Annotated in this window: 19 protein-coding genes and 1 pseudogene; 11 read left to right on the forward strand and 9 right to left on the reverse strand. The window is 67.9% G+C overall.

All coding sequences use genetic code 11. The features are described 5' to 3' along the window. Positions 1 to 103: 103 nt before the first annotated feature. From WS69_RS20530 to WS69_RS20555, 5 genes and pseudogenes are all read left to right on the forward strand, one after another. Positions 104 to 808 carry a LuxR family transcriptional regulator gene (locus tag WS69_RS20530; protein WP_197419290.1) on the forward strand — a complete coding sequence of 235 codons (705 nt, stop codon included), beginning with the start codon at positions 104 to 106 and terminating at the stop codon, positions 806 to 808. A gap of 354 nt (positions 809 to 1,162) precedes the next feature. Then, a complete protein-coding gene (locus WS69_RS20540; RefSeq protein ID WP_059472522.1) occupies positions 1,163 to 1,900 on the forward strand; it encodes a MetQ/NlpA family ABC transporter substrate-binding protein in 738 nt (245 codons plus the stop codon). 16 nt (positions 1,901 to 1,916) lie between these two features. Beyond that, positions 1,917 to 3,311, forward strand: coding sequence for an LLM class flavin-dependent oxidoreductase (locus WS69_RS20545; RefSeq protein WP_059472523.1), 1,395 nt, complete (start codon positions 1,917 to 1,919; stop codon positions 3,309 to 3,311). Positions 3,312 to 3,331: 20 nt separating this feature from the next. Further along, positions 3,332 to 3,673, forward strand: a pseudogene (locus WS69_RS35320) (ATP-binding cassette domain-containing protein); the annotation flags it as partial. 739 nt (positions 3,674 to 4,412) lie between these two features. Continuing rightward, on the forward strand, positions 4,413 to 5,588 hold the full coding sequence (locus WS69_RS20555) for an acyl-CoA dehydrogenase family protein (protein ID WP_059472569.1): 1,176 nt from the start codon (positions 4,413 to 4,415) through the stop codon (positions 5,586 to 5,588). Between the two features lie 46 nt (positions 5,589 to 5,634). Here WS69_RS20555 and WS69_RS20560 read toward each other — a convergent pair whose 3' ends face one another. The 3 genes from WS69_RS20560 to WS69_RS20570 form a co-directional block, all read right to left on the reverse strand. Next, positions 5,635 to 6,375 (reverse strand): hypothetical protein, encoded by a 741-nt coding sequence (locus WS69_RS20560; RefSeq protein ID WP_059472570.1) that lies wholly within the window; start codon positions 6,373 to 6,375, stop codon positions 5,635 to 5,637. Positions 6,376 to 6,617: 242 nt separating this feature from the next. Further along, positions 6,618 to 7,187 (reverse strand): hypothetical protein, encoded by a 570-nt coding sequence (locus WS69_RS20565; RefSeq protein ID WP_059472525.1) that lies wholly within the window; start codon positions 7,185 to 7,187, stop codon positions 6,618 to 6,620. A 65-nt stretch (positions 7,188 to 7,252) separates the two neighbouring features. Continuing rightward, the gene (locus WS69_RS20570) at positions 7,253 to 7,972 is read right to left on the reverse strand and encodes a FadR/GntR family transcriptional regulator (protein ID WP_059472526.1); all 720 of its coding nucleotides are present in this window, start codon (positions 7,970 to 7,972) and stop codon (positions 7,253 to 7,255) included. Between the two features lie 355 nt (positions 7,973 to 8,327). Between WS69_RS20570 and WS69_RS20575 the strand changes: the two genes are divergently transcribed. From WS69_RS20575 to WS69_RS20595, 5 genes are all read left to right on the forward strand, one after another. After that, the gene (locus WS69_RS20575; RefSeq protein ID WP_059472527.1) at positions 8,328 to 9,134 is read left to right on the forward strand and encodes a (Fe-S)-binding protein; all 807 of its coding nucleotides are present in this window, start codon (positions 8,328 to 8,330) and stop codon (positions 9,132 to 9,134) included. After that, the gene (locus WS69_RS20580) at positions 9,131 to 10,576 is read left to right on the forward strand and encodes a LutB/LldF family L-lactate oxidation iron-sulfur protein (protein ID WP_059472528.1); all 1,446 of its coding nucleotides are present in this window, start codon (positions 9,131 to 9,133) and stop codon (positions 10,574 to 10,576) included. The genes WS69_RS20575 and WS69_RS20580 overlap by 4 nt, the downstream gene beginning before the upstream one ends. After that, the gene (locus WS69_RS20585; protein WP_059472529.1) at positions 10,573 to 11,298 is read left to right on the forward strand and encodes a LutC/YkgG family protein; all 726 of its coding nucleotides are present in this window, start codon (positions 10,573 to 10,575) and stop codon (positions 11,296 to 11,298) included. The genes WS69_RS20580 and WS69_RS20585 overlap by 4 nt, the downstream gene beginning before the upstream one ends. 458 nt (positions 11,299 to 11,756) lie before the next feature. Beyond that, a complete protein-coding gene (locus WS69_RS20590) occupies positions 11,757 to 13,475 on the forward strand; it encodes a lactate permease LctP family transporter (protein ID WP_059472530.1) in 1,719 nt (572 codons plus the stop codon). A 263-nt stretch (positions 13,476 to 13,738) separates the two neighbouring features. Then, positions 13,739 to 14,176, forward strand: a complete 438-nt coding sequence (locus tag WS69_RS20595) for a DoxX family protein (RefSeq protein WP_059472531.1) — start codon at positions 13,739 to 13,741, stop codon at positions 14,174 to 14,176. Between the two features lie 63 nt (positions 14,177 to 14,239). Here the strand turns inward: WS69_RS20595 and WS69_RS20600 are convergent, their stop codons facing one another. From WS69_RS20600 to WS69_RS20625, 6 genes are all read right to left on the reverse strand, one after another. Next, positions 14,240 to 15,295 (reverse strand): ABC transporter ATP-binding protein, encoded by a 1,056-nt coding sequence (locus WS69_RS20600; protein WP_059472532.1) that lies wholly within the window; start codon positions 15,293 to 15,295, stop codon positions 14,240 to 14,242. Positions 15,296 to 15,317: 22 nt separating this feature from the next. Beyond that, entirely contained in the window at positions 15,318 to 16,934 is a 1,617-nt protein-coding gene (locus WS69_RS20605; protein WP_059472533.1) for an ABC transporter permease, read from the reverse strand. A 10-nt stretch (positions 16,935 to 16,944) separates the two neighbouring features. After that, positions 16,945 to 17,991 (reverse strand): iron ABC transporter substrate-binding protein, encoded by a 1,047-nt coding sequence (locus WS69_RS20610; protein ID WP_059472534.1) that lies wholly within the window; start codon positions 17,989 to 17,991, stop codon positions 16,945 to 16,947. Positions 17,992 to 18,038: 47 nt separating this feature from the next. Further along, a complete protein-coding gene (efeB, locus tag WS69_RS20615) occupies positions 18,039 to 19,340 on the reverse strand; it encodes an iron uptake transporter deferrochelatase/peroxidase subunit (protein ID WP_059472535.1) in 1,302 nt (433 codons plus the stop codon). Positions 19,341 to 19,348: 8 nt separating this feature from the next. After that, positions 19,349 to 20,494: a hypothetical protein gene (locus WS69_RS20620; RefSeq protein ID WP_059472536.1), complete on the reverse strand. Its 1,146-nt coding sequence runs from the start codon at positions 20,492 to 20,494 to the stop codon at positions 19,349 to 19,351. 79 nt (positions 20,495 to 20,573) lie between these two features. Further along, a complete protein-coding gene (locus WS69_RS20625) occupies positions 20,574 to 22,040 on the reverse strand; it encodes a carbohydrate porin (RefSeq protein WP_059472537.1) in 1,467 nt (488 codons plus the stop codon). 495 nt (positions 22,041 to 22,535) lie between these two features. Between WS69_RS20625 and WS69_RS20630 the strand changes: the two genes are divergently transcribed. After that, positions 22,536 to 23,696, forward strand: a complete 1,161-nt coding sequence (locus WS69_RS20630) for an IS110 family transposase (protein ID WP_059472571.1) — start codon at positions 22,536 to 22,538, stop codon at positions 23,694 to 23,696. Positions 23,697 to 23,984 lie beyond the last annotated feature (288 nt).

The following is a 23,984-nucleotide window of genomic DNA, read 5'->3' on the forward strand; positions in this document are numbered from 1 at the left end:
CAAACGAGTGGCCGTCGCCACATTGCCCTTTCGAGCACGCTTTCTTCATTGGTTCGCTAATCTAATATTCTTACTTGAGCTGGGCGGTTCTATGTTCGAAGGCTTGTCCATTTGTTCGTTTAACGAAATTCTGAACGCCACTTGCAAGAACAGCCTCTTTGAGCAGACGGCGTACCACGTTCGTCAACTGGGCTTCAAGAATTTCGCGTACCGGCATCAGATCGCCGGGATGTCGTCGAGTCGCTGCATGCTCGACGGCTTTCCCGCCGAATGGCGCCTGCGATACGACTCCGCCGACTATCTGTCGATCGATCCCGTGGTCCAGCATTGCCGATGCCGGACCGTGCCGCTGATCTGGAGCGACGAGCTGTACACGACCGGCCGCGCGAAGATCATGCGCGACGAAGCGAAGTCGTACGGTCTCGTCTACGGGCTCAGTTGCCCGGTTCACGACCGCGGCGGCACGATCAGCATGCTCAGCATGGCGACCGACGCGCCTTTCGAGCGCGACACGATCGACGTACTGAGATTGCTGAGCCTGTCGCAGCTGCTCGCGAGCTTCGTGCATGCGGCGATGCAGGAACTGCTCGACTGCCGGCTCAGGCGGCAAGGCTCGTGCGATCTGACGGCGCGCGAGCGGGAATCGCTGCAATGGGCGGGACGCGGCAAGACGGCTTGGGAAATCTCGAAGATTCTCGGTATTTCCGAGCGGACGGTGGTGTTCCATCTGTCGAACGCCGCGCGGAAAATCGGCGCGAACAATCGCGCGCAGGCGGTCGTCATCGCGGCGGCGCGCGGATTGATCTGACGGTGCGCGCCGACGGGCAGCATGGGCGCGCGATCGCGGCGTGCGTCATGTGCGTGCATCATGTGCCGGCATCGCCGGTCGACGACGTATCCGGATCGCAACGGCGCACGCGAATGCCGCGGCGTGCGAGGATGCCGCGCGGCCGCGCCCTGACCCTGTTGCAGCGCATGCCGCGCTATATCGCCCGCCGCGATTTACTTTGCGAAATCGCTTCGTAGACCGCCCCATCGGGCGGTCCTATCATCGATCGAAGTTCATTCTCCAAATGAAGCAGCCGCATCGACGCGCAAGCGCGGGCGGCTTCGTCCGCCCGCCGACATCGTTCGCTCCGGCATCCTGAAGAGAGTACCTCCTATGCAGTCTCGCCCGTTTCTTGCGCGCATCGTCCGGCGCGCTTCGCGCGCTTTTGTGGCGGTGCTCGCGAGCGCCGCGTTCGTTGCGCCGCTCGCGCATGCCGATTCCGCACCGCTCAAGGTCGGCATCGCGACGAGCCCGCAGATCGAAGCGCTGAAGGTCGCCGCGAAGGAGGCGAAGGCGCAGGGACTCGACGTGAAGATCATCGAATTCACCGACTGGAACACACCGAACGCCGCGCTCGCGAACGAGGACATCGACGTCAACTACTTCCAGCACATCCCGTTCCTCGAGAATGCGAAGCAGCAGGGCGGCTACGACTTCGCCGCGATCGCAAACGATCCCGTCAACGGCCGCCTGTTGCTGCAGCAGCGTGCGGAGCTCGTCAAGCTGAGACCGGGCGCCGATTACCGCGCGACGACGCGCGACATCGTTGCGAATCCGAAACATCTGAAGATCGTGCCGCTCGAAGCGTCGCAGCTCGCGCGCACTCTCGACGACGTCTACCTCGCGCAAGGCTATCCGAGCTTCATCAAGCTCGCGGGCGCCGCCGATCCGAACAGCGCGCTGCTGTTCGACGGCGTCGAGAACAAGCTATCCGCGCTGCAATGGGTCGTGCGGCCGGAACGCGTCGACGATCCGCGTATCCGCAAGTTCATTTCGATCTACCCGCATTCGCCGGCGATCCGCAAGGCGCCCGACAACGCATTCGGCTCGCTGTACGCGGTCGCGTGGTGACGCGGGAGCCCGTGCAATGGCGAACAGGAAGATCCTGCTGAACGCGTTCAACATGAATTGCGTCGGCCACATCAACCACGGTTTGTGGACGCATCCGCGCGACCGCTCCGCACATTACACCGACCTCGACTACTGGGCCGATCTCGCGCGCACGCTCGAGCGCGGCAAGTTCGACGGGATCTTCCTCGCCGACATCGTCGGCGTCTACGACGTCTATGGCGGCAGCCCCGACGTCGCGCTGCGCGAATCGGTGCAGGTGCCCGTCAACGATCCGCTGCTGCTCGTGCCGGCGATGGCGCAGGTGACGCGACACCTCGGCTTCGGCGTGACCGCGAATCTCACGTACGAGCCGCCGTATCTGTTCGCGCGGCGGATGTCGACGCTCGATCATCTGACGAAGGGGCGCATCGGCTGGAACATCGTCACCGGCTACCTCGACAGCGCCGCACGCGGAATGGGGCTCGTGAAGCAGATCGAGCACGACGATCGCTACGCACGCGGCGACGATTACATGGACGTCGTCTACAAGCTGTGGGAGCGGAGCTGGGACGACGACGCGGTGATCCGCGACCGCGACGCGCGCGTGTTTGCGCAGCCGGACAAGGTGCGACGCGTGCGTCACGACGGGCCGTATTATTCGGTTGACGCGATCCATCTGAGCGAGCCGTCGCCGCAGCGCACGCCGGTGCTTTATCAGGCCGGATCGTCGGTGCGCGGCGTCGAGTTCGCCGCGAAGCACGCCGAGTGCGTGTTCGTGAACGGGCAGAGCAAGGCCGCCGCGCGCTCGGCGGTGACGGACATTCGCGCGGCCGCCGCGCGGATCGGACGCGATCCGGCGTCGATCAAGATCTTCGCGGGCATCACGGTCGTGACGGCGGAGAACGCGCGGCTCGCACGCGAGAAGTTCGACGAATACCGGCGCTACGCGAACCCCGAAGCAGGGCTCGCGCATTTCGCGAGCTCGACCGGCATCGATTTCGCGCGCTTCGGTCTCGACGAGCCGATCGCGCACGTGAAGACCGATTCGATCCAGTCGGCCGTTGACGCGATCTCGAAGAAAAGCACGTCGGGCGTGTGGACCGTGCGGCGCATGCTCGAGCAGATGTCGATCGGCGGGCGCTATCACCCGGTCGTCGGCTCGCCGTCTCAGGTCGCGGACGAGCTTGCCGCGTGGATCGACGAAACGGGCGTCGACGGCTTCAACGTGACGCGCACGGTGATGCCCGAGTCGTTCGAAGATTTCGTCGACTGGGTCGTGCCGGAACTGCAGAATCGCGGCCTTTATAAGGAGGACTACGATTGCGCGCCGACGCTGCGCGCGAAGCTCTTCGGCGGAAGCGCGCGGCTGCCCGACTGGCATGCGGGCGCGCAGCACCGGTTCGGCCGCGTGCGCGAAGCCGAGAAAGTGTGAGAAGGCGACGAGGCGATCCGATGGTGCAACTATTCGATTCCCCATGTTTCATCGAACGCTCGACGGCGGCCAGGCGAGAAGCCGGCGCGGCCGCGCGCGACGCGGCGGCTGCATTTGCGGCGGGTGCGGCCGTGTCGTTCGAGCATGCGAGCAAGGTGTTCAACGGTCCGCACGGCCCGTCGGCCGCGCTGCGCGCCGTGACGCTCGACGTCGCGCGCGGCGGCGTGTTCGGCGTGATCGGCCGCAGCGGCGCAGGCAAGTCGACGCTGCTGCGGCTCATCAACGGGCTCGAACGGCCGTCGTCGGGCGCGGGCGTGAACGGCGTCGACGTCGGCGCGCCGGATGGGACGTCGAGCGTCGCGCGGGCCGGACATCGCGTCCGCATGGCGGGCGTCGCGTCGGCTCCCGAAGAAGCTCACCGTTGCACCTGCGGAACGATTCGGAACGTGCGCATCGTTCACGGCGCGTCGACGCGGTACGCGGATGGCGAGCGCCACGGCTGCCATTGCGATGGCGACGCCGACGACATGCGCCGCGCGAGCGCCCGCGCATGGAACATGGAACTGACATGCGGGCTCGTGACGATGGCGGTTTTCGGGAAGCAATGCCACGGCCGCGTCGCGACGACGGCGAGACGATGATGATCGTAATCGGCTCGCAGCATGGCGCGGTTCGAGTCGTCCGACATCCGTCGAAGGCCGCGCGGCGCGCCATGCATGAACGTCGGGCAGGCAGCCGCGTTGCCGCGACGAGCGAATGTCCGGGCAGTGGAGCAATCGCAAGAAACGTAAGCAATCCTCGTCGATCGTCGACGCGCATGCTTGCGGAGCAACGCTGATCCTTCATACAGCCGCGCGTCGCACATTTCGATGCATGTCGGCGCGGTTGTGTGACGCGATGATGTTCCGACACATATTTGTACATTGATTACAGGTGCCCGGCGCTAGTATTCGACGTACACCACACTGCTTATCGGGCGATCGACAACAACCGGCGGTGCGGCGCGTGCGGACGCGTGACATCGCGGTCCGCCGTCGCATCGACCGGCGAGCCCGCCATCTGGGAAGCCTCCGAATGAACGATCCACGAGTCCTGGTTGAACTGACTGCCGAAGCGGACCGAGGGCCGCGCACGCTCGCCGAGCTGATCGCGGCACTGCGCGCGAGCGCGCCCGAGCGCGATCGCGCGGGCGGCCACGCGGCGCGCGAGAAGCGGTGGATCGCCGACGCCGGCTTGCTGACGCTTGCGGTGCCGCGCGAATTCGGCGGCCAGGAAGCCGGCTGGCCCGTGATCTATCACACGATCCGCGCGCTCGCGCGCGTCGACAGTGCGCTCGCGCATCTGCTCGGCTTTCAATGCTTGCAGATCGTCAGCGTCGACGTATGGGGCAGCGCCGCGCAGCGCGAGCGCTATCTGCGCGGCACGGTCGAGCACGACTGGTGGTGGGGCAACGCGGTGAACCCGCTCGACGCGCGGCTCGTCGCACACGCGACGGGCGACGGCGGCTACCGGCTCGACGGCGTCAAGGGCTTCTGCTCAGGCACGCGCGGCTCGCAGCGGATGACGATATCCGCGCACGATCCGGACACGGGCAAGCCGGTGTTCGCCGTCGTGCCGACCGGGCGCGAAGGGATCGCGGTGCGCGACGACTGGGATCCGATCGGCCAGCGGCAAACCGACAGCGGCAGCGTGTCGTTCGACGGCGTGCGCGTCGAGCCCGACGAAGTGCTGCATCGCTCGGAGACGCCGCCGACGCCGCGCGCGACGCTGCGCACGCTCGTGTCGCAGCTCGTGCTGACGAATCTCTTCGTCGGCATCGCGGAAGGCGCGCTCGCCGAGGCGCGCGACTACGTGCAGCGAGCGGGGCGGCCATGGGTGCATTCGGGCGTCGACCGAGCGGCCGACGATCCGTACACGCTGCAGCGCTTCGGCGACATGCGCGTGCAGGCAGTGAGCGCCGAGGCGCTCGCGGATCGCGCGGCGCGGGCGCTGCAGACCGCATGGGCGAAGAAGGCGGCGCTGACGGCCGATGCGCGCGCGGAAGTCGCGCTCGCGGTGTCGGAGGCGAAGATCGTCGCGCAGCGTGCGGCGCTTGACGTCAGCGAGGCGCTGTTCGACGCCTGCGGCGCGCGTGCGACGGCCGCGCCGCTCGCGCTCGACCGCTTCTGGCGCAATGCGCGCACGCATACGCTGCACGATCCTCTCGACTACCGGCTGCGCGACGTCGGCCGCTATGCGCTGACGGGCATGCTGCCCGACGCGTCGCTCTACACGTGACGCGTCCGCGCGCGTCGCAGGTTCGCGAGCCGCGCGATCTTCCTTCTCATTCGATCGGTTGCCGCGCGAAACGCGCGGCGAACGTCTCGAACGCGGCGATGTCGGCGCGCGGCGTGCCGATTGCCGTGTCGCTCGGGCCGGCATCGTCCATCTGCACCGGCTGGCAGTCGATCAGATGCCGCGCATTCGGAAACTTAGACATCCTGGGCAATCGGTAGCGCAGCCGGAACAGCCGCGGCAGCATGCCGCGCGGCTTGCGCAGATCGTCGATCTGCTGCACCGACGCATCGAACCAGAAGCGCGACCACGCAGCCTGTTTCTCGCCGCGGGGCGCGGCGATGAACTCGGTCAGCACGAGCAGGATGTATGGGATGTCGCGTTGCGCGAGCGTTGGCCACGCCCACAGCTTCAGCACGTCCGCGTGCTCGATCACGCGCATGAAGCGCGCGATCCCGAACGCGGACGCTGTCTGCCGGATCGTGTGCAGATGCCGCTGCCAGTGGCGGAAGAAGGTTGCGCGCTGCCGCCGGCCGTGCTCGTCGAGCGGCGGGCCGACGTGGACCGCGAGCGGGTTCGGCAGCGCGTCGTTGACGAGCGGGCAGCGCGCGAATTCGCCTGCCAGATGGACGAAGCGGCGCGCGTGCGAGCGGTCGCGCAACTGCACGACGTAGAGCGCTTCCAGGCAGAGCGGGCAGCGTGCCCACCCGCGCGGGACGGGTTCCGCACGACAGAGTTCGTCGACGTGGACCAGTCGATCCTCCACCGGGTGCAGCGCGTATTCGAGCATCGGCCGTGCTTTCATGTCGGTGCCGGTCCGGTCCCGGACGACGCGGCGCGCATGCGCCGACGCCACGTGCGGGCCGTGAGATCAACGAAGTCAACCAAGATCGGTACCCCGAATCAGACACGCTGCGTGTGACACGTTGATGTGCAGTCCGTGACGTTTCGCGATTTTTGTATCGGCGGATGTTGCAGCGGCCGGAGGGCCCGAGGGCCCGACGGCTGGGCGTCGCGCGCTGCCCGCGGCTGTCATCGCGCGACGCCCAGCGACACGCGCAATCCGTCCATGATGCGTTGATAGCGCGCCCTCACTTCGTCCCTCGACGCGACGTCCGTGCTCGAGAAGCGGGCGGACCAGGCGGGATGCCATCGATAGGTGCCGTGACCGATGCGGTCGCCGTCGGGGCTCGCGATCGTCGACCTGATCCGCGCGTCCTGTCCGGCGCCGGAATGCGTGTCGAACAGCGCGTCGAGGTACGCCTGATAGGCGCGGTAGACGTCGTCGTCGAACAGGTGGCGGTAGATGTGGATCGTCCGGTCGAGCTCGCGCTTCGTGCGGATCACGTCGTCGGGCGAGATGTCCTTCCACGGGCCGACCCACGTGTAGAAGCACAGCAGGCGGTTGAGGAGCGGCGCGACCGCGTCATAGACGGCGAGCCGCTTTTCGATCAGCTTCTGGTTCGTCCACTGGACGAGCTCGAGCTGCTTGAGCCGATGGCTGAGGAGCCAGCCGAACGCGGCGACGGACAGCGGCGTGAGGACATCGGCGGCGAGCTTGACGATCTCCAGCGAATTCCATGGATGGTCCGGCGTCGGCATGCGCGCTCCTCGTCGAAAAATCCCAATTTAGCATCGGCGACGGCGGCCGCGGCGTGACGAACGCGTTACGCCGCCCGTTCGTACAGCGTCCGCACGTACTGCAGATGCCGCTCAGCCGCGGCGCGCGCGCGTTCGGGGTCCTTGGCGGCGATCGCTTCGTAAATTTCGGTGTGCTGCTCGAGGAGCGCGCGCTCCATCGTGTCCGCATGGTTCACGAGCCGGTGCGACTTGTGCATCGATTCCTGCAGCAGCCCGTGGATGCCGTGCATCACGTGGATCAGCGCGACGTTGTGCGTCGCATCGGCGATCGCGAGGTGGAAGTTCGCGTCGACCTCGGCGAGCCGGCCTGGCTCGTGCTTCAGCGACAGGCCCGCGAGCGAATCGAACGCGTCCTTGATCTTCGCGAGATCGCCGGGCGTCGCGCGCTCGGCCGCGTAGGCGGTCGAGATCGTTTCGAGGCCATGCCGCAGTTCGAGCACGTCGTGGCTCGCTTCAGGGTTTTGCAGCAGCAGATCGGCGAGCGGGTTCGACACGACGGGCGCCGTGATGTCCGCGACGACGAAGCCGCCGCGTCCGACCGAGCCGATGAAGCCGTCCGCTTCGAGCCGCACGAGCGCCTCGCGCAGCGACGGGCGCGACACGTTCAACTGCGCGGCGAGCTCGCGCTCGGTCGGCAGCTTCTGACCGGGCAGCAGCTTGCCGGCCGAGATGAGCGACTTGATCTGATCGGACACCACGTCGGACAGGCGTACGCGGGTATAGGACTCGACAGGCTGAAACGTCATGCACGGGCCTTCTGGACGGTTGGGGTGCGCGGGCGCCGGTCGGTGCGGCCGGGCGTTCGCGGCGCGTCGGCCGACCTGCGCCGGGGCGTGCGGCGGCCGCGCGGGATTATACCCGCCGGGGCGCCGACGGCCGTCCGAGGCAATGCCGGCGCGGGTTTCGGCGCGATCGGCAAGATTGGGATCGGCGTTTTCCCTGATGGCCGCGACATTGACAGCCGGTTGCCATCTCACTATCTTGGCCAGCGTGGTCAGACCAACATGACCAAGTATAGGTCACCGAAGCCAGCCGCGCGCGATCGCGCGGCGATCCGTTGAAGCGAAGAAGCGGCCGCGACGAGCGGCCGGGAAGAAACACATGGACCCATCCCCGCAGACCGCCGGCTTGCCCGGCGGCGCCCGCGAGACGCCGCGCGTCGGACTGTTCGTCACGTGCCTCGCGAATCTCTTTCGGCCGAGCGCCGCGCTCGCCGCCGTGCAATTGCTCGAGGCGGCCGGTTGCACGGTCGATGCGCCGCGCGCGCAGACCTGCTGCGGCCAGCCGGCGCTGAACAGCGGCGATTTCGACGACGTGCGCCGCATCGCGCGCCGCACGATCGACGTGTTCGAAGGCTACGACTACGTCGTCGCGCCGTCCGGCTCGTGCATCCGCACGCTGCGCCACGACTATCCGGACCTGCTCGCGAGCGATCCCGCCTGGAAGCCGCGCGCCGAGCGGCTCGCCGCGCGCGCGCACGAGCTGACGAGCTTTCTGACCGACGTGCTCGGCTGGGCGGGCCCCGAGCGCGTCGCGGTGCCGGACTGCACGCTGACCTATCACGACACCTGCTCGGGCCTGCGCGGCCTCGGCATCAAGGCGCAGCCGCGCGCGCTGTTGTCGCGCGTCGAGGGCGTCGCGCTGAAGGAAATGAAGGATGCCGAAGTCTGCTGCGGCTTCGGCGGCACGTTCTGCGTGAAGTATCCGGAGATCTCGACGAAGATCGTCAGCGACAAGACCGCGAACGTCGCCGCGAGCGGCGCGGCCGTGCTCGCGGGCGGCGATCTCGGCTGCCTGATGAACATCGGCGGGCGGCTGAAGCGCGAAGGGAGCCCGGTGCGCGTCTATCACGTCGCCGAAGTGCTGACCGGGATGAACGTCGATCCGATCTGCGGGGAGGGCGAATGAGCGCGCAACCTTCTGCGACGACGACGTTCAAGGCGCGCGCGAGCGCCGCGCTGCACGATGCGCAGCTCCAGGAAGCGCTCGGGATGCTCGGCGAAGGCTGGATCGAGAAGCGGCGGCGCGTCGTGTCGCTGTTGCCGGAGTTCGAGCTGCTGCGCGAGCGCGCGAAGACGGTGAAGGATCACGTGCTCGCGAATCTCGATACGTATCTCGAACGCTACGAAGCGGCCGTCACGCGCGCGGGCGGCGTCGTCCACTGGGCGAACGACGCGGCCGACGCGCGCGAGATCGTGCTGAAGATCTGCCGCGACGCGAACGCGAAGACCATCACGCGCGGCAAGTCGATGGTCGGCGAGGAGATCGGGCTGCCCGCCGCGCTCGAGGGCGCGGGGATGGAGGTCGTCGAAACCGATCTCGGCGAATACATCGTGCAGCTCGCGCACGAAGGACCGAGCCACATCGTGTTCCCGGCGCTGCACAAGACGATCGGTCAGGTTACCGAACTGTTCGCCGAGCATCATTCGGCCGCGCAATACGACGGGCCGCGCGAGACCGTCGCGGACGTCGTCGGCGAGGCGCGCAAGGTGCTGCGCGACAAGTTCTTCGTCGCCGACGTCGGCATCACGGGCGCGAACTATCTCGTCGCCGAGACAGGCTCGAACGTGATCTGCACGAACGAAGGCAACGGCGATCTCACGTCGACGCTGTCGCGCGTGCACATCGTGACGGCGGGCATCGAACGCGTCGTGCCGACGCTCGACGACGTCGCGCTGTTCGTGCGCCTGCTCGGCCGCAGCGCGACGGGGCAGGAGATCACGTCGTACACGACGTTCAGCACGGGCCCGAAGCGCGACGACGATCTCGACGGGCCGCGCGAGTATCACGTCGTGCTCGTCGACAACGGCCGCACGCGGATGCTCGCGGGCGAGTTCCGCGACATGCTCCGCTGCATCAGATGCGGCGCGTGCATGAACCATTGCCCGGTGTACGGCGCGGTCGGCGGGCATGCATACGGCTGGGTCTATCCGGGGCCGATGGGCGCCGTCCTCACGCCGCTTCTGCAAGGTATCGAACACGACACCGATCTGCCGAACGCGTGCACGCTGAACGGACGCTGTGCGGAAGTGTGTCCGGTGAAGATTCCGCTGCCGACGCTGCTCAAGAAGCTGCGCGGGATGCAGTTCGACGCGCGGCTCACCGCGCCCGGTACGCGCTTCCTGCTGCGCGCGTTCGGCGTGGTCGCGCGGCGGCCGACGCTGTATCACTGGCTGACGCGCGTCGGCGCGCGCGTGCTGCGCGGCCTCGGCGGCAAGCGCGGCAGCATCGCGCGCGTGCCGTTCGCATCCGGCTGGACCGATTCGCGCGAATTGCCGAAACCGCCGCCGCGCACGTTCTTCGAGACGTGGGACGCGACGCGCGCGAACCAATCGGAGGTGCGTCGATGAGCGCGCGCGACGACATTCTCGGCCGTATTCGCGCGGCGCTCGGCAGCGAGCGCGCGCAGCTCGCCGCGCAGTTTCCGGCGCAGGCGCAAACGAAGGGCGCGGGTGCATCCGCCGCGTCGAATGCGAATGCCGCGTTCGCGCCGGACGCATCGTTTTCCGCCGCGTCTTCCGCCGCGTGCGGCCCGGCGATTTCGCTCGGCGACGTCGATCTCGTCGCGCGCTTCGTCGCGAAGGCGCAGCAGGTGTCGGCGACGTGCACGCGTATCGCGACGGCCGCCGACGCGCCCGCGGCCGTCGATGCATATCTGCGCGACGCGGGCCTGGCCGGTGCGCCGTTCGTCGTCGCGGCGGCGCTCGAAGCGCTGCCGTGGCGCACGCACGGCGCGCTGCCCGGCGTCGACTTGCGGCGCGACGGACTCGTCAGCGTGACGCCGTCGTTCGCGGCGATCGCGGAGACGGGCAGCGTCATGTGCCTGTCGTCGGCAGCGACGCCGACGTCGCTCAACTTCGTCGCCGCGACGCACGTCGTGCTCGTGAATCGCAGTGCGATCGTCGCGACGATGGAGGACGCGTGGGCGCGCGTGCGCGCGTCGGTGCCTGTGTTGCCGCGCGCGGTCAACGTGATCACGGGACCGTCGCGCACCGCCGACGTCGAGCAGACCGTTCAGGTCGGCGTGCATGGGCCGCAGCGGGTTCTCGTGCTGATTTGCGACGACGCCTGAAAGCCAGCATGGATGGGGCATCCGATGCGCGCCGCGTTCGACCGCGGCGTGCTCGATGGATCGTGCCGCGTCAAGTCGCGCGTTGCATCGCGCGTTGCTCGTCGAAATGCTCGTTGATGCACGACGCGGTCGCGCAAAGCAGTGCGGTGTGCTGATTGTTGCGCGGCGTCGTCGCGATATCGCAAATGCGCGGGGCGGCATCAAAGCATCAAAGCAAAGAAGCAAAGAAGCAAAGAAGCAAAGAAGCAAAGAAGCGGCAAGAAGCGGCAAGAAGCGAAAACCGAACGCAGCAACCCGGCGATTCGACGACGTTGAATCCCCCGACACCCAGAAGCAGGCGACGCGCGCCCACCTCGCGCACCGCACCGATACCAAAGCGCCGGCACTGACCGGCGCATCGATTCGAACGGCCGCGAGGCCGTCGCCCGATTCAGATTCATTCATGGAAGGAGACACCCGTGCAGGTTTGGAACCAGGTCTATTTGCCGCTTCGCGGCGTCGGCTGGTCGGCGCTTGCAGCCGGCGCGCCGATCATTCTTTTCTTCGTGTCGCTCGCGGTGCTGCGGCTCAAGGGGCACGTCGCGGGCGCGCTGACGCTCGCGCTTTCGCTCGTCATCGCGATCGCCGTCTACGGGATGCCCGCCGAGCGCGCGTTCGCATCGGCCGCCTACGGCTTCGCGTACGGCCTGTGGCCGATCGCATGGATCATCGTCACCGCGGTGTTCCTCTACAAGATCGTCGTGAAGAGCGGCCAGTTCGATGTCATCCGCAGCTCGATCGTGTCGCTGACCGACGATCAGCGCTTGCAGATGCTGCTGATCGGCTTCTCGTTCGGCGCATTCCTCGAAGGCGCGGCGGGCTTCGGCGCGCCGGTCGCGATCACGGCCGCGCTGCTCGTCGGCCTCGGCTTCAATCCGCTCTACGCGGCGGGCCTCTGCCTGATCGCGGATACCGCGCCCGTCGCGTTCGGCGCGCTCGGGATTCCCGTGATCGTCGCGGGGCAGGTATCGGGCCTCGATCCGATGGCGGTCGGCGCGATGGCGGGACGCCAGTTGCCGTTCCTGTCGTTCTTCCTGCCGTTCTGGCTCGTGTTCGTGATGGACGGCGTGAAGGGCGTGCGCGAAACGTGGCCCGCCGCGCTCGTCGCGGGCGGCAGCTTCTCGCTCGTGCAGTTCTTCACGTCGAACTACATCGGGCCCGAGCTGCCCGACGTGACGTCCGCGCTCGCGAGCCTCGTCGCGCTCGCGTCGTTCCTGAAGGTGTGGCAGCCGAAGCGCGCGCGCGAGGCCGCGGGCGCGAGCATGGTCGCCGCGGCGGGCGGCGGCGCGCTCGCGCTGGGCGGCATGCCGGGCGGCCTGGGTGGCGCGCGCGCGATGGGCGGCCGTCAGCCTTCGCCGTATTCGCTTGCGCAGATCGTGCGCGCGTGGTCGCCATTCGTCGTGCTGACCGTGATGGTGACGATCTGGAGCATGAAGCCGTTCAAGGCGCTGTTCGCGAAGGGCGGCGCGCTCGCGTTCACGACGCTGCCGTTCCACGTTCCGCATCTCGACAAGCTCACGCAGAAGATGGCGCCCGTCGTCGCGCATCCGACGCCCGTGCCCGCCGTGTTCAACTGGGATCTGCTCGCGGCGACGGGCACGGCGATCCTGCTGTCGGCGGTCGTATCGATGGCAATCCTGAACGTTCCGGCGCGCGCCGGGCTGCGCACGTTCGTCGAGACGCTGAAGGACCTGAAGCGTCCGGTGCTGTCGATCGGTCTCGTGCTCGCGTTCGCGTTCGTCGAGAACTATTCGGGGATGTCGACGACGCTCGCGCTGCTGCTCGCGGGCACGGGCGCCGCGTTCCCGTTCTTCTCGCCGCTGCTCGGCTGGATCGGCGTGTTCCTGACGGGCTCCGACACATCGTCGAATGCGCTGTTCTGCTCGCTGCAGGCGACGACCGCGCAGCAGATCGGCGTGCCGAGCACGCTGCTCGTCGCGGCGAACACGACGGGCGGCGTCGCGGGCAAGATGATTTCGCCGCAGTCGATCGCGGTCGCTTGCGCGGCGGTCGGTCTCGTCGGACACGAGGCGGATCTGTTCCGCTTCACGCTCCGGCATAGCCTGTTCTTCGCGTTGATCGTCGGCGTGATGACTTGCGTGCAGGCGTATTGGCTGACGGGGATGGTCGTGCATTGAACGCGTCGGCGGCGAGCGCGCCGGTGCGCACGCCGCGGTTCGTGACAGCGTGGGCTGGCTCGTTGCTGCCGGCGAAAACGTGATGCATGCGGGTCCGCGCACCTGCGCTGCGGCCCTGTTTTGCGCTGCTTCGTACGGACTGCCGTGTAAAGATTTGCTACAACCTTTTGCTTGGAACGACGGACGAGACCTCCTATTCTGGCGGATTTACGAGATAGCCGCGCCCGGCGCGGCTGCGTCGATTCATCACCAGGAGGTCACGCATGACGCGTTCCGTCGATTCCGGCGTCATTTTTTTCGCACGGCTCCTGCTTGCCGTGCTGTTCCTTTGGGGCGGCGCGATGAAGCTTCTGGGCTACGGCGAGTTCGTCGGCTATCTGAAGGGGCTCGGCGTGCCGTTCACGCAGGTCGCGGCGCCCGCGATCGTCGCGCTCGAAGCGCTGGGCGGCCTGCTGCTCGTCGTCGGGTACAAGGTGAAGCCGCTCGCGCTCGTGCTCGCGTTCTACACGCTCGCCGCCGCGCTCATCGGTCACAATTTCTGGGACGCGACCAATTCGGCTTTGCAGCGCGACATGGTCGTGCACTTCTGGAAGAACGTCGCGATCGCGGGCGGCTTCCTGCTGCTGTACGTGACGGGCGCGGGCAGCGTCAGCATCGATGGCGCGCGGCGGTCGTCGTCCTCGTACGGATCGCTGCGCTGAGCCGCGGATAGCGGCGGCCCGCGCGGCGCACCGGTCCTTTCCCTTGCCTGCCTTCGCGCGCCCTCAGCGCGGATACGCGATCACGCCGTCGTCTACCGAGAGCACGATCCGCTCGCCGAGCGCCGGGCACCGATAGCCCGGCACGCGCGCGCGGATCAGCGTATCGGGCGCGTCGACGAGCTGCGCGCGCAGATATGCATCCTGTCCGCCGAACGTCACGTCGCGCACGATCGCATCGTGCCAGCGCTCATGGTCGGCGCGCGGCGCGGATGCGCTTTGGACCCGGATCTGCTCGGGGCGCAGCAGCGCATCGACGGGGCCGTCGGGCAGCGGTGCGCGCAGCGGCAGGCGCCCGAGCACGCACACGACGAAGCCGCGTTCGACGACGCCTTCGAACAGCATCGCATCGCCGATGAACGACGCGAGCTCGCGCGTCGCCGGCTGACGATAGAGCGTTTCGGGCCGCGCCGTCTGCACGAGCCGACCCTGCCACATCACCGCGACCTCGTCGCCGAGCGACAGCGCTTCGGGCTGATCGTGCGTGACGAGCACGGCGGTCGCGCGGGCGGCGGCGAGCGCGTCGACGACGGCCGCGCGCGTTTCGAGCCGCAGAGACGTGTCGAGCGACGAGAACGGTTCGTCGAGCATCACGAGCGACGGCCCGGGTGCGAGCGCGCGGGCGAGCGCGACGCGCTGCTGCTGGCCGCCCGAGAGCTGCTGCGGCGCGCGGTGCGCGAACGCGCCGGGCAGGCCGACCATGTCGAGCAGTTCCGCGACGCGATGGTGCGCGCGCCGCTGCGCGCGCGGCAGGCCGAACGCGATGTTGTCGGCGACCGTCAGATGCGGGAACAGCGCGCCTTCCTGCGGCACGTAGCCGATGCGCCGCGCTTCGGGCGGCAGATGGACGCCGGGCCCCGCGACGCGGCGTCCGTCGATGTCGACGGTGCCGTGCTCCGCGCGCTCGAAGCCGCACAGGATGCGCAACAGCGTCGTCTTGCCGCTGCCGGACGGGCCGAGCAGCGCGAGCAGCGCGCCGCGCCCGACGGTCAGGCTCACGTCGTGCAGCACGGCGTGGCCGTCGAACGATTTGTGCACGTGCTGGATGCGAAGTTCGCTCATGGGGACCGCAAAAGACAAGATGTCAGGCGCCGCCCGACGGAACCGCGCGGACCGCCGAGCGGCCGAGCAGCACGAACAGCAGTGCGGATGCGACGAGCGACAGCGCGACGAGCAGCGCCGCATAGGGCGCGGCGGCGGCGAACGCGAGCGTCGACGTATCGCTCCATACCTGCGTCGCGAGCGTGCGCGTGCCGATCGGCGACAGCAGCAGCGTCGCGTTCAGCTCGGTGACGACGGAAATGAACACCATCGTCGCCGCCGCGCCGAGGCCCGGGCCCGCGAGCGGCAGCAGCACGCGCCACATGGTTTGCATCCACGTGAGGCCGAGCGCGCGCGCGGTTTCCTCCAGGCGCACCTGCGCCTGCGCAACCGCCGCACGCACGCTGACGAGCGCGAGCGGCAGGAACAGGATCGCATACGCGACGATCAGCATCGGCGTGCTTTGATACAGCGGCTGCAACAGCCGCACAGTCAGCGACACGATCGCGAGCGCGACGACGATGCCGGGCATCCCCTGCGCTGTGAACACGAGGCGCTCGAGCGCGGTTGCGATGCGGCTCGGATAGCGCACCAGCAGGAAGGCGAGCGGCAGCGCGAGCGCGGCCGTGAGCGCGGCGGCGGCGATGCCGAAGCCGGCCGATGCGAGCGTCGCGTTCCACAGCAACTCGGGCGACACGTCGGCGGGCGTGACGGCGGCGACGCCCTGCTGGGTGAGCCAGTAGCCGATCATCGTAAGCGGCACGCCGAGCGTCGCGGCGGCGAGCGCCGCGAGGCCCGCGACCGCCGCCCAGCGCCATGCGCCGAGCGCGTAGCGGTGAGCGGCGCGACGCGTGCCGCGATGCGTGAGGTCGTAGCGTGCGCGGCCGCGCACGCGGAATTCGAGCACGACGCACAAGAGGCACAGCGCGATCAGCAGGCAGCCGAGCAGCGAGGCGCCGCCGCCGTCGAACTCGATCCGGTATTCGGCGTAGATCTCGGTCGTGAAGGTGCGATAGCGCAGCAGCGTGAACGCGCCGAACTCGGACAGCACGCCGAGCGCGACGAGCAGCATGCCGCCCAGCAGCGCGGGCCGCAGTTGCGGCAGCACGACGCGCGCGAACACGTGCGCGGGGCGGCAGCCGAGCGTGCGCGCGCTTTCCTCGAGCGCCGGATCGAGCCCGCGCAGCGCGGCGGCGACGGGCAGATAGACGAGCGGGAAATACGACGACGCGAGCACGAGCAGCGCGCCGATAAAATCCTGCAGGTCGAGGCTGATCGATACCCACGCATAGCTGGTGATGAACGGCGGCACGGCGAGCGGCGCCGCGGCGAGCGCGGCCCACAGATGGCGTGCGGGCAGATCGGTGCGCTCGACGAGCCACGCGACAGCCGTGCCGAGCACCGCGCACACGAGCGTCGCGGCGAACGTGATCGCGAGCGTGTTGCCGAGCAGCTCGGCGACGATCGGGCGGAACAGCAGCTCGCTCGCGTCGCCGGCGCCGAGGCTTGCCGCGCGATACGCGGTAAACGCGATCGGCAGCAGCACGGCGAGCGGCCCGAGCGCCGCCGCCGCGGCGAGCCCGCGCGGCACGCGGCGCGGCACGCGGTCGGGAACGGACGGCGGCGCGGCGGGCGTCGCGCGGGCGACGGTGTCGGTCATGCGGGCGCGCTCACAGGAGGCCGGCGCGGCGCAGCAGCTTGCCGGCCTGGCTGTCGTCGCCGAGCTGCTTGAACGTGATCGCGGGCGGGCTCAACTGGTCGAACGGCTTGAGGATCGGATCGGGCGCGACGCCCGGGTGCAGCGGATACTCGAAGCTGACGCGCCCCTTCGCCATCAGGTTCTGCGCGCGCTCGCCGGCGAGATAGGCGACGAACTTCTGCGCGTCGGCGCCATGCTTCGACGCCTTCATCACAGCCGCGCCCGATACGTTGACGAGGCCGCCGACGTCGCCGTTCGCGAAATGGAACATCGCGCTGCGGATCGCCTTGTCGCCGAGCTCGGCGTGCAGGCGCGCCCAGTAGTAGTTGTTGACGATGCCCGTCGCGACGGCGCCGCGATTGACGGCGGCCGTCACGCCTTCTTCGTCGTCGAAGATCTGCGCGTTGGTCTTCAGACCCTTCAGCCACTGCAGCGTCGCCGCCTCGCCTTTCAGCGCGAGCACGCCGCTCACGAGCGGCAGGAAATCGGCGTCGCTCGGCGCGATGCCGACCTTGCCCTTCCATTCCGGCTTCGCGAGATCCAGGAGCGACGCCGGCAACTGCTGCGGCTGGATTTTCGTGACGTTGTAGATGAGCACGTTCTCGCGCGCGAGCACGCCGACCCAGTTGCCGTCCGGCGAGCTGAAGCGGTCGGGCACGGCTGCGAGCGTCGCCGCGTCGGTTTTCGCGAGCAGGCCCTTTTCGTCGAGCAGCACGAGCTCGGGCGAGTTCTCGGTGAAGTAGACGTCGGCGGGTGTCCTGTCGCCTTCGGCGACGAGCTGCGCGGCGAGCGCCGGGCCTTCGCCCGTGCGCACCTTCACGCCGATGCCCGTCTGCGCTTCGAAGTCCTTCACGAGCTGGTTGACCACTTGCTCGTGTTGCGCGCTATAGAGCGTGAGCGTCGCGGCGGACGCGAGCGGCGCGGCCAGCGCGCCGGCGAGCGCTAGCGCGGCGGCGGCGGCGATGGCCGTCGTCGACGCATGGCGGCGCAGGCCGCGGAGGATGCATGCGTTGTTCATGTCGGTGTGTCTCTTTCGGTGATCCGGATTGGTCGGGACGTCGGCGTTCAGGCTTCGAACAGCGCGGCGCCGATGTACGAACCCGTTCGCGCACCCGGCGGGCACGCGAAGATCGCGCTGCCGACGTGCGTCGTGAACTGGTTCATGATGTCGAGCTTCGCGAGCTTTTCGTTGATCGGAATGAAGCCCGTGCGCGGGTCGCGCTGGTGCGCGACGAACATCAGCCCCGCGTCGTACTCGGTCTGCTGGCGCCACGGCGGCCAGCGCTCGATGTAGAAGTTCGTGCTGTCGTTGTACGAATACGCGCGGCGCAGGATCTGCGCGCCGTTGTTGGCTTGCGCGGACGCGAGCCGCGCGTGCGCGTTGTCCGGAATCACCGGATTGCCGTCGGCGTCGACTGCATCGAGATCGAGCGGATCGGATTCGTTGCGCTTGCCGAGCGGCGCGCCGCTGTACTTGTGGCGGCCGACCACCTGCTCCTGAAAGCCGAGTTCCGTGCCGTCCCAGTGCTCGAGCGTGATGCGGATGCGGCGCACGACCGTGTACGTGCCGTCCTTCATCCATGCCGGACCTTCGTCGCCCGCCCAGACAAATTGCTTCATCGCGGCCGGATCGTCGCGCGGCGGGTTCTGCGTGCCGTCCTTGAAGCCCATCAGGTTGCGCGGCGTTTCGCCGGGCTTGCCCGAGATGAAGCCCGTCTGGCCCCAGCGGATGCGCGCGGCGCTCGCACCGAGGCGCGCGAGCTGTCGCACCGCGTGGAACGCGACTTGCGCGTCGTTCGCGCACGCCTGCACGAAGAGGTCGCCGCCCGTTTTCTCGGGCAGCAACTGGTCGCCGTTGAAGCGCGGCAGATCGACGAGCGCGGCCGGGCGGCGGCGCGCGAGGCCGTAGCGATCCTTGCCGTTCAGCACGAACATGCCCGGTCCGAAGCCGAACGTGATCGTGAGGCCCGCCGCGCCGAGGCCGAGCGCGTCGCCCGAATCGACGGGCGGCTTGTCGTCGCCGGGTCCCTCGGCGGCGAGCGGCTGGGCGGTTTCACCGCGGGCAAGGCGTGCAGCCGCTTCGGTCCACGACTTCAGGAGCGCGATCAGGTCGGCGCGCGTGGCGGCCGTCAGGTCGAACGCCGCGAAATACGCGTGACTCTGCTGCGGCGTCACGATGCCGCCCTGGTGCGGGCCGTAGAACGGTTCGACGGCATCGTGCGGCGCCGCGCCGGCGGGTGCAGCCTGCGCCGCGTTGGCGGCCGCGGGTACGGCGGCGGCCGCGAGGCCCGCCGCCATCGCTGCGCCGCCGGCCTTCAGAAAGCCGCGCCGCGCGGGGCGTGAAAGAGAATGGAGGTCGTCTGTCATCGGAGCGCTCACTTCGCCAGCATCAGGGTGTTCACGTCGTCCTCGACGTAATAGAAGCCGTCGCCTTCCGGCGTCATCGCGATGCCGAACAGGTCGCCGTTGCCGGGCGGCGATTGCGCCTTGTCGGTGTCGATCCAGCGCGCATAGAGCTGCTTGCCCGTCGCCGGATCGATCTCGACGACCTGCCCGTTGAGCGCGTTGGTGACGAGCAGATGGCCGTTCGGCGCGGTCGCGAGCGCGAGCGGGCGGCGCAGGAAGCCGTCCGCCGTCACCTGGCGGCCGACGCCCGCGCTCGTGTCGCGCGTGAGCGGATCGTCGATCTCGACGATCCGGTTGCCGATCGCGTCCGACACGTACAGCTTGCTGCGGTCGCCCGACAGCGCGAGGCCCGTCGGGCCGACCAGGAACACGCCCTTGTCGGCCTGCGCGCCGAGACCGCTCGCGACGACCGTCTCTCGCTTCACGACGGGCGGCTTGCCGGCCGGAATCTCGAGATCGAGCCGCAGCACGGTGGCCTGCTTGAACACGGGCGGATTGCCGTTCGCGCCGCCGACGCCGAAGCCCGCGTTGCTGACGAAGAGCGTCGCGCGGTCGCCGTCGTCGACGACCGCCACGTTGCCCCACGGATCGTTGATGTTCGGGCTCGAGATCGTCGACGCGACCTTGCCTTCGCTGTCGAGCACGATCAGGCAGCCCGCGCCCTTCGTGTCGGTCGTGCCGTCGTTGCTCGGTGTGCTGCCGACGATCACCCAGCCGGATTTCAGCATCGTCATCGCGGTCGACAGGCCGACGCCGCCCGGGCACGTCTTCAGGTCGCGCGGGATCGCGGCGAACACGCTCATCTGTTTCGTCGACGGGCGATAGTCGACGATCGTGCTGCCGGTGCCTTGCAGGTTCGCCGCGTTGTTGAAGTTGTCGACGAGCACGTCGCCTTGCCGCACCGCACCCGCCGACACCGGCGCGACGGCGATCGCGTACGGGTTCTGGTCGCCGTTGTCGGGCACGGTGTTGACGAGCGTCGCGTGGCGATGCAGCGTTTCGAGAAAGCCCTGCGGCTCCGCGCGCGCGGCGGCGGCCGCAGCCAGCGCGGCCAGCGCGGCGGCGAATGCGCGCGCGGCGCGGCGCACGCGCGGCGAGGATGAGGACGATAGCATCGGTGAATCTCCTTGCAGGGGCGACGGCGTTGCGCGCCGTCGCATGAACTGACGAAAACCGTGCCGCTGGATGCGGCGCTCAGAACGTGATGTTCGTGCGCAGGCCGACGACGAACGTGTTGCGCAGCGGCTGCGTCGGATCGCTCGGGTTCTGGCCCGCGCCCGCGTTGAACGTGTACTGCGCGTCCGCCTGCAATTGCCACCATGGCGTGACCTGGTACTGGTAGGTCGCCTCGAGCGCCGTTTCGCTCGTGCGCACGCCGTACGGGCCGCCCGTGACGCTGGCGAAGTCCTCGTCGAGCGCGCTCGCGTGCGAGCCGACCTTGATGTACGTGACGGCGAGACCGACGCTGTCGTTGTCACGGCCTTCGAACGGCGCTTTCAGCACGACGCCTGCATTCGCGGCGACGCTCACGAGGTTGCGGTCGCCCGGCGCGGCCATCACGCGCGCGAACACGCCGAGGCTCTTCGCGCCCGTCGGGTCCGGCCGCCACACCATCTGGTCGGCGACCGCGTAGACGCTGTAGTCGCCGTGATGCGCGCTCGCGACGCCGCTCGACGCCGGGTTCGCCAGCGACAGACCGGTGTTGTCGATCTGCTGATCAGCGAAGCGGCCGTTGTGATACCAGACGCCGAGCTTGTACGTGCCGGGCAGCGCATTCGACGGCCCCGTGTCCATCTGGCCTTCGGCCGGCTGGTTGAGCGCGTATTGCAGCTCGCCTATGAAGAGCGTGCCGTTGTGCAGGTTGAAGTTGGTGCCGCTCAGGTTGTTCGGATGGTTGCCGAGCGGATCGCCGTCGAATACGCCCGCGAGCGCCGTCAGCGACGGCGTGATCTTGCCGCGCACGCGCACGCCGAGCGCGGCGAGCGGGTACGCCGGCCCGCCGTTCGGCAGGTCGTACGACGGCAGTGCGGGCCAGCCGAACATCGTGTTGACGAACGTTGCGGCGTACTGGCTGACCATGAATTCCTGATCGACGCTCTGCTGGCCGATCTTCACGTCGACGCGCTGACCGAGGAACGACTGCTGATACCACAGCTCCCAGAGGCGCGTCGTGTCCTGCGCCTCGATGCCGCTCGCGGTGTTCAGCGTGCCGAGGTTGTACTGGCTCAGGTTGCGGCCGTGGATCTGCAGCGCGCTCGCGTTGAACGTGCCGCCCGGCAGGCCGAACGCCTTTTGCGTGTCGACGGTGAGCGTCGCGGTCGTGAGGCCGTCGTACGTGCCGCCGCGCTTCAAGCCGCCGCGCAGGTTCGCGAGATATTCGCTCGTTTCGGCGAGGCCGAGCGTGACGCCGTATTTGCCGAGCCACGGACGCAGGCCGCCGATGTCGCCGAGCAGGTTTTGGCGCGTCCACACGCCTGTCCATTGCGTCGCGGGCTGCGCGTGGATCGAGAGGTCGGCTTCGGGGGCTTCGGGCAACGCGTCAGGCGACGCATCGGCGAAGGCGGCCGAGCTGAAGAGCCACGCGCAGGCGAATGCCGCGTGTCGGACGGCGCGGTGTTGAAGGTGGCGAACGGGTTGCCCGAGGCGCGGCGAGAATTGCATTGATGTCCCTTCCCTTTGTCGTGCGATCGTCATTGCGAGAGGCTTGTTGCGATCGTTCGTGAAAGCGCATAAATGGCGCGATGCGGGCGCATCGTAGGCACGCGGGAATCGGAAGTCAATATAAATGAGAATGATTCTTGTATAGATTACCGTTTGTAATGGTGAGGGTTACGAACGACGTGCTGCGGTCTCTTGATAGAAGGGCGAATGCAATGTTCTTTGTAATGTAATTGTCGTGCCGATGTCGCGCGGCGAGCGTCGCGCCGGGGGGAACGCGCGGCGGGATCGAGGGTGTCGTGAGACGCCGTGCTTCGGCCTCGAGCGACGCGGCCGCGATCCGGCGGCGACGCGGTGACATCGAGCAAGTCAGTATGACTCCCGCTCGGTAGGGCTGGCCGCCGTGGGGAGGTCTGCGCGGGTTAGCATGGCTGCCAGAGCCGCATTGAGTGGGGGCGGAACCGCCACTCAACGGTGTATTCCGCCGCGGAGGCCAGCATGGAACACGATAGCACGCTGTATGTGGGCCTGGATGTCCACAAGGATTCGATCACAGTCGTCTATGCGGTCGGGATGAGCGACGTGGAATTATTCGGCAAGGTCGGCACGATGCAGATTGATCTCGACCGGTTGTGCAAGCGGCTGCAGCAGAAGGCGCGGCACATCTGCTTTGTCTATGAAGCGGGTCCGTGCGGGTACGGCCTGTACCGACGGCTGGTCGATAAAGGTTTTGACTGCATGGTCTGCGCACCATCGCTCATTCCACGCAAGCCGGGTGATCGTGTCAAGACAGACCGCCGCGACATGGCAATTTCGCAGACAGACCGCCGCGACGCGATCAAGCTGGTGCGCTCGCTGCGTGCCGGCGATCTGTCAGCCGTGCATGTGCCGACGGTTGAAGATGAAGCGTTCCGCGACCTGGCCCGCGCCTGGTCGGCTGCCAGGGAAGACCTGAAGGCAGCACGCTGCAGGCTCAAATCTTTCCTGCTGGCCCACGGCATCCACTATCTCGGCCGTCCCAACTGGGGGCCGACACACAGGCGCTGGTTAAGTACGTTCTCGTTCGACAGCGCCTGGCAGCAATTGGCGTTCGACGAACATCGGCGCTCGATTGAGGACCGGCTCGCGCAATGCGAGCGGCTGGAACTGGCTTTGCGTGAAGCCGTCATTAGTTGGCGGTTCTATCCAGTCGTACTGGCTTTGCAAGCGATGCGCGGAATCAACTTCACGTCGGCAATCGGCCTGGTGTCCGAACTGGGTGACCTCACGCGTTTCGAACATCCGCGCCAACTGATGGCTTGGATTGGCGTGACGCCTTCGGAGCATTCCTCGGGCGGGAAACGACGCCAAGGTCGCATTACCAAGACCGGCAACAGCTACGCACGTAAGCTGCTGGTTGAATCCGCCTGGAGCTATCGTCATCCGGCACGCGTGAGCATCGATATTCAGCGCCGGCATGAAGGTCTACCCAAACCGATCATCGATCGCGCCTGGGACGCGCAGCTGAGGCTTTGCCGGCGATATCGTAAGCTCGTCGCCAGAGGGAAGACCGCACACGTTGCCATCATCGCGGTCGCACGCGAGCTGGCCGCCTTCATCTGGGACGTTGGTCGACTGGGGATGACTCTGGCTGCACCGCAAAGCGAACAAGCCGCATGAATGGAGGACGTAGCCGACGAAAATCCAACCACCACCGGAAGTTTCCTGAAGGCGGCGCAGCCCGGTATTCGAGTAGCCCGCGACCGCGTTTGGCAACGACATCAGTCGACTTGCGTAGTAAGGAAGCGGCAGGCTCATGAGACGGACCTCTGTAATGCGGTAACCAACCCGCGAATATCAGCTTGATCCACCGTCGAGATTTACTGCTGCGCCGCCCTCAGGAAATTTGCTCTAACCACGGAGTAGATCTTGAAAACCGATCCAGATTGACATCGGGAGTCATATCAG

Origin of the sequence: Burkholderia sp. BDU5 (assembly GCF_001522845.1) — a bacterium.
Taxonomy (GTDB): domain Bacteria; phylum Pseudomonadota; class Gammaproteobacteria; order Burkholderiales; family Burkholderiaceae; genus Burkholderia; species Burkholderia mayonis.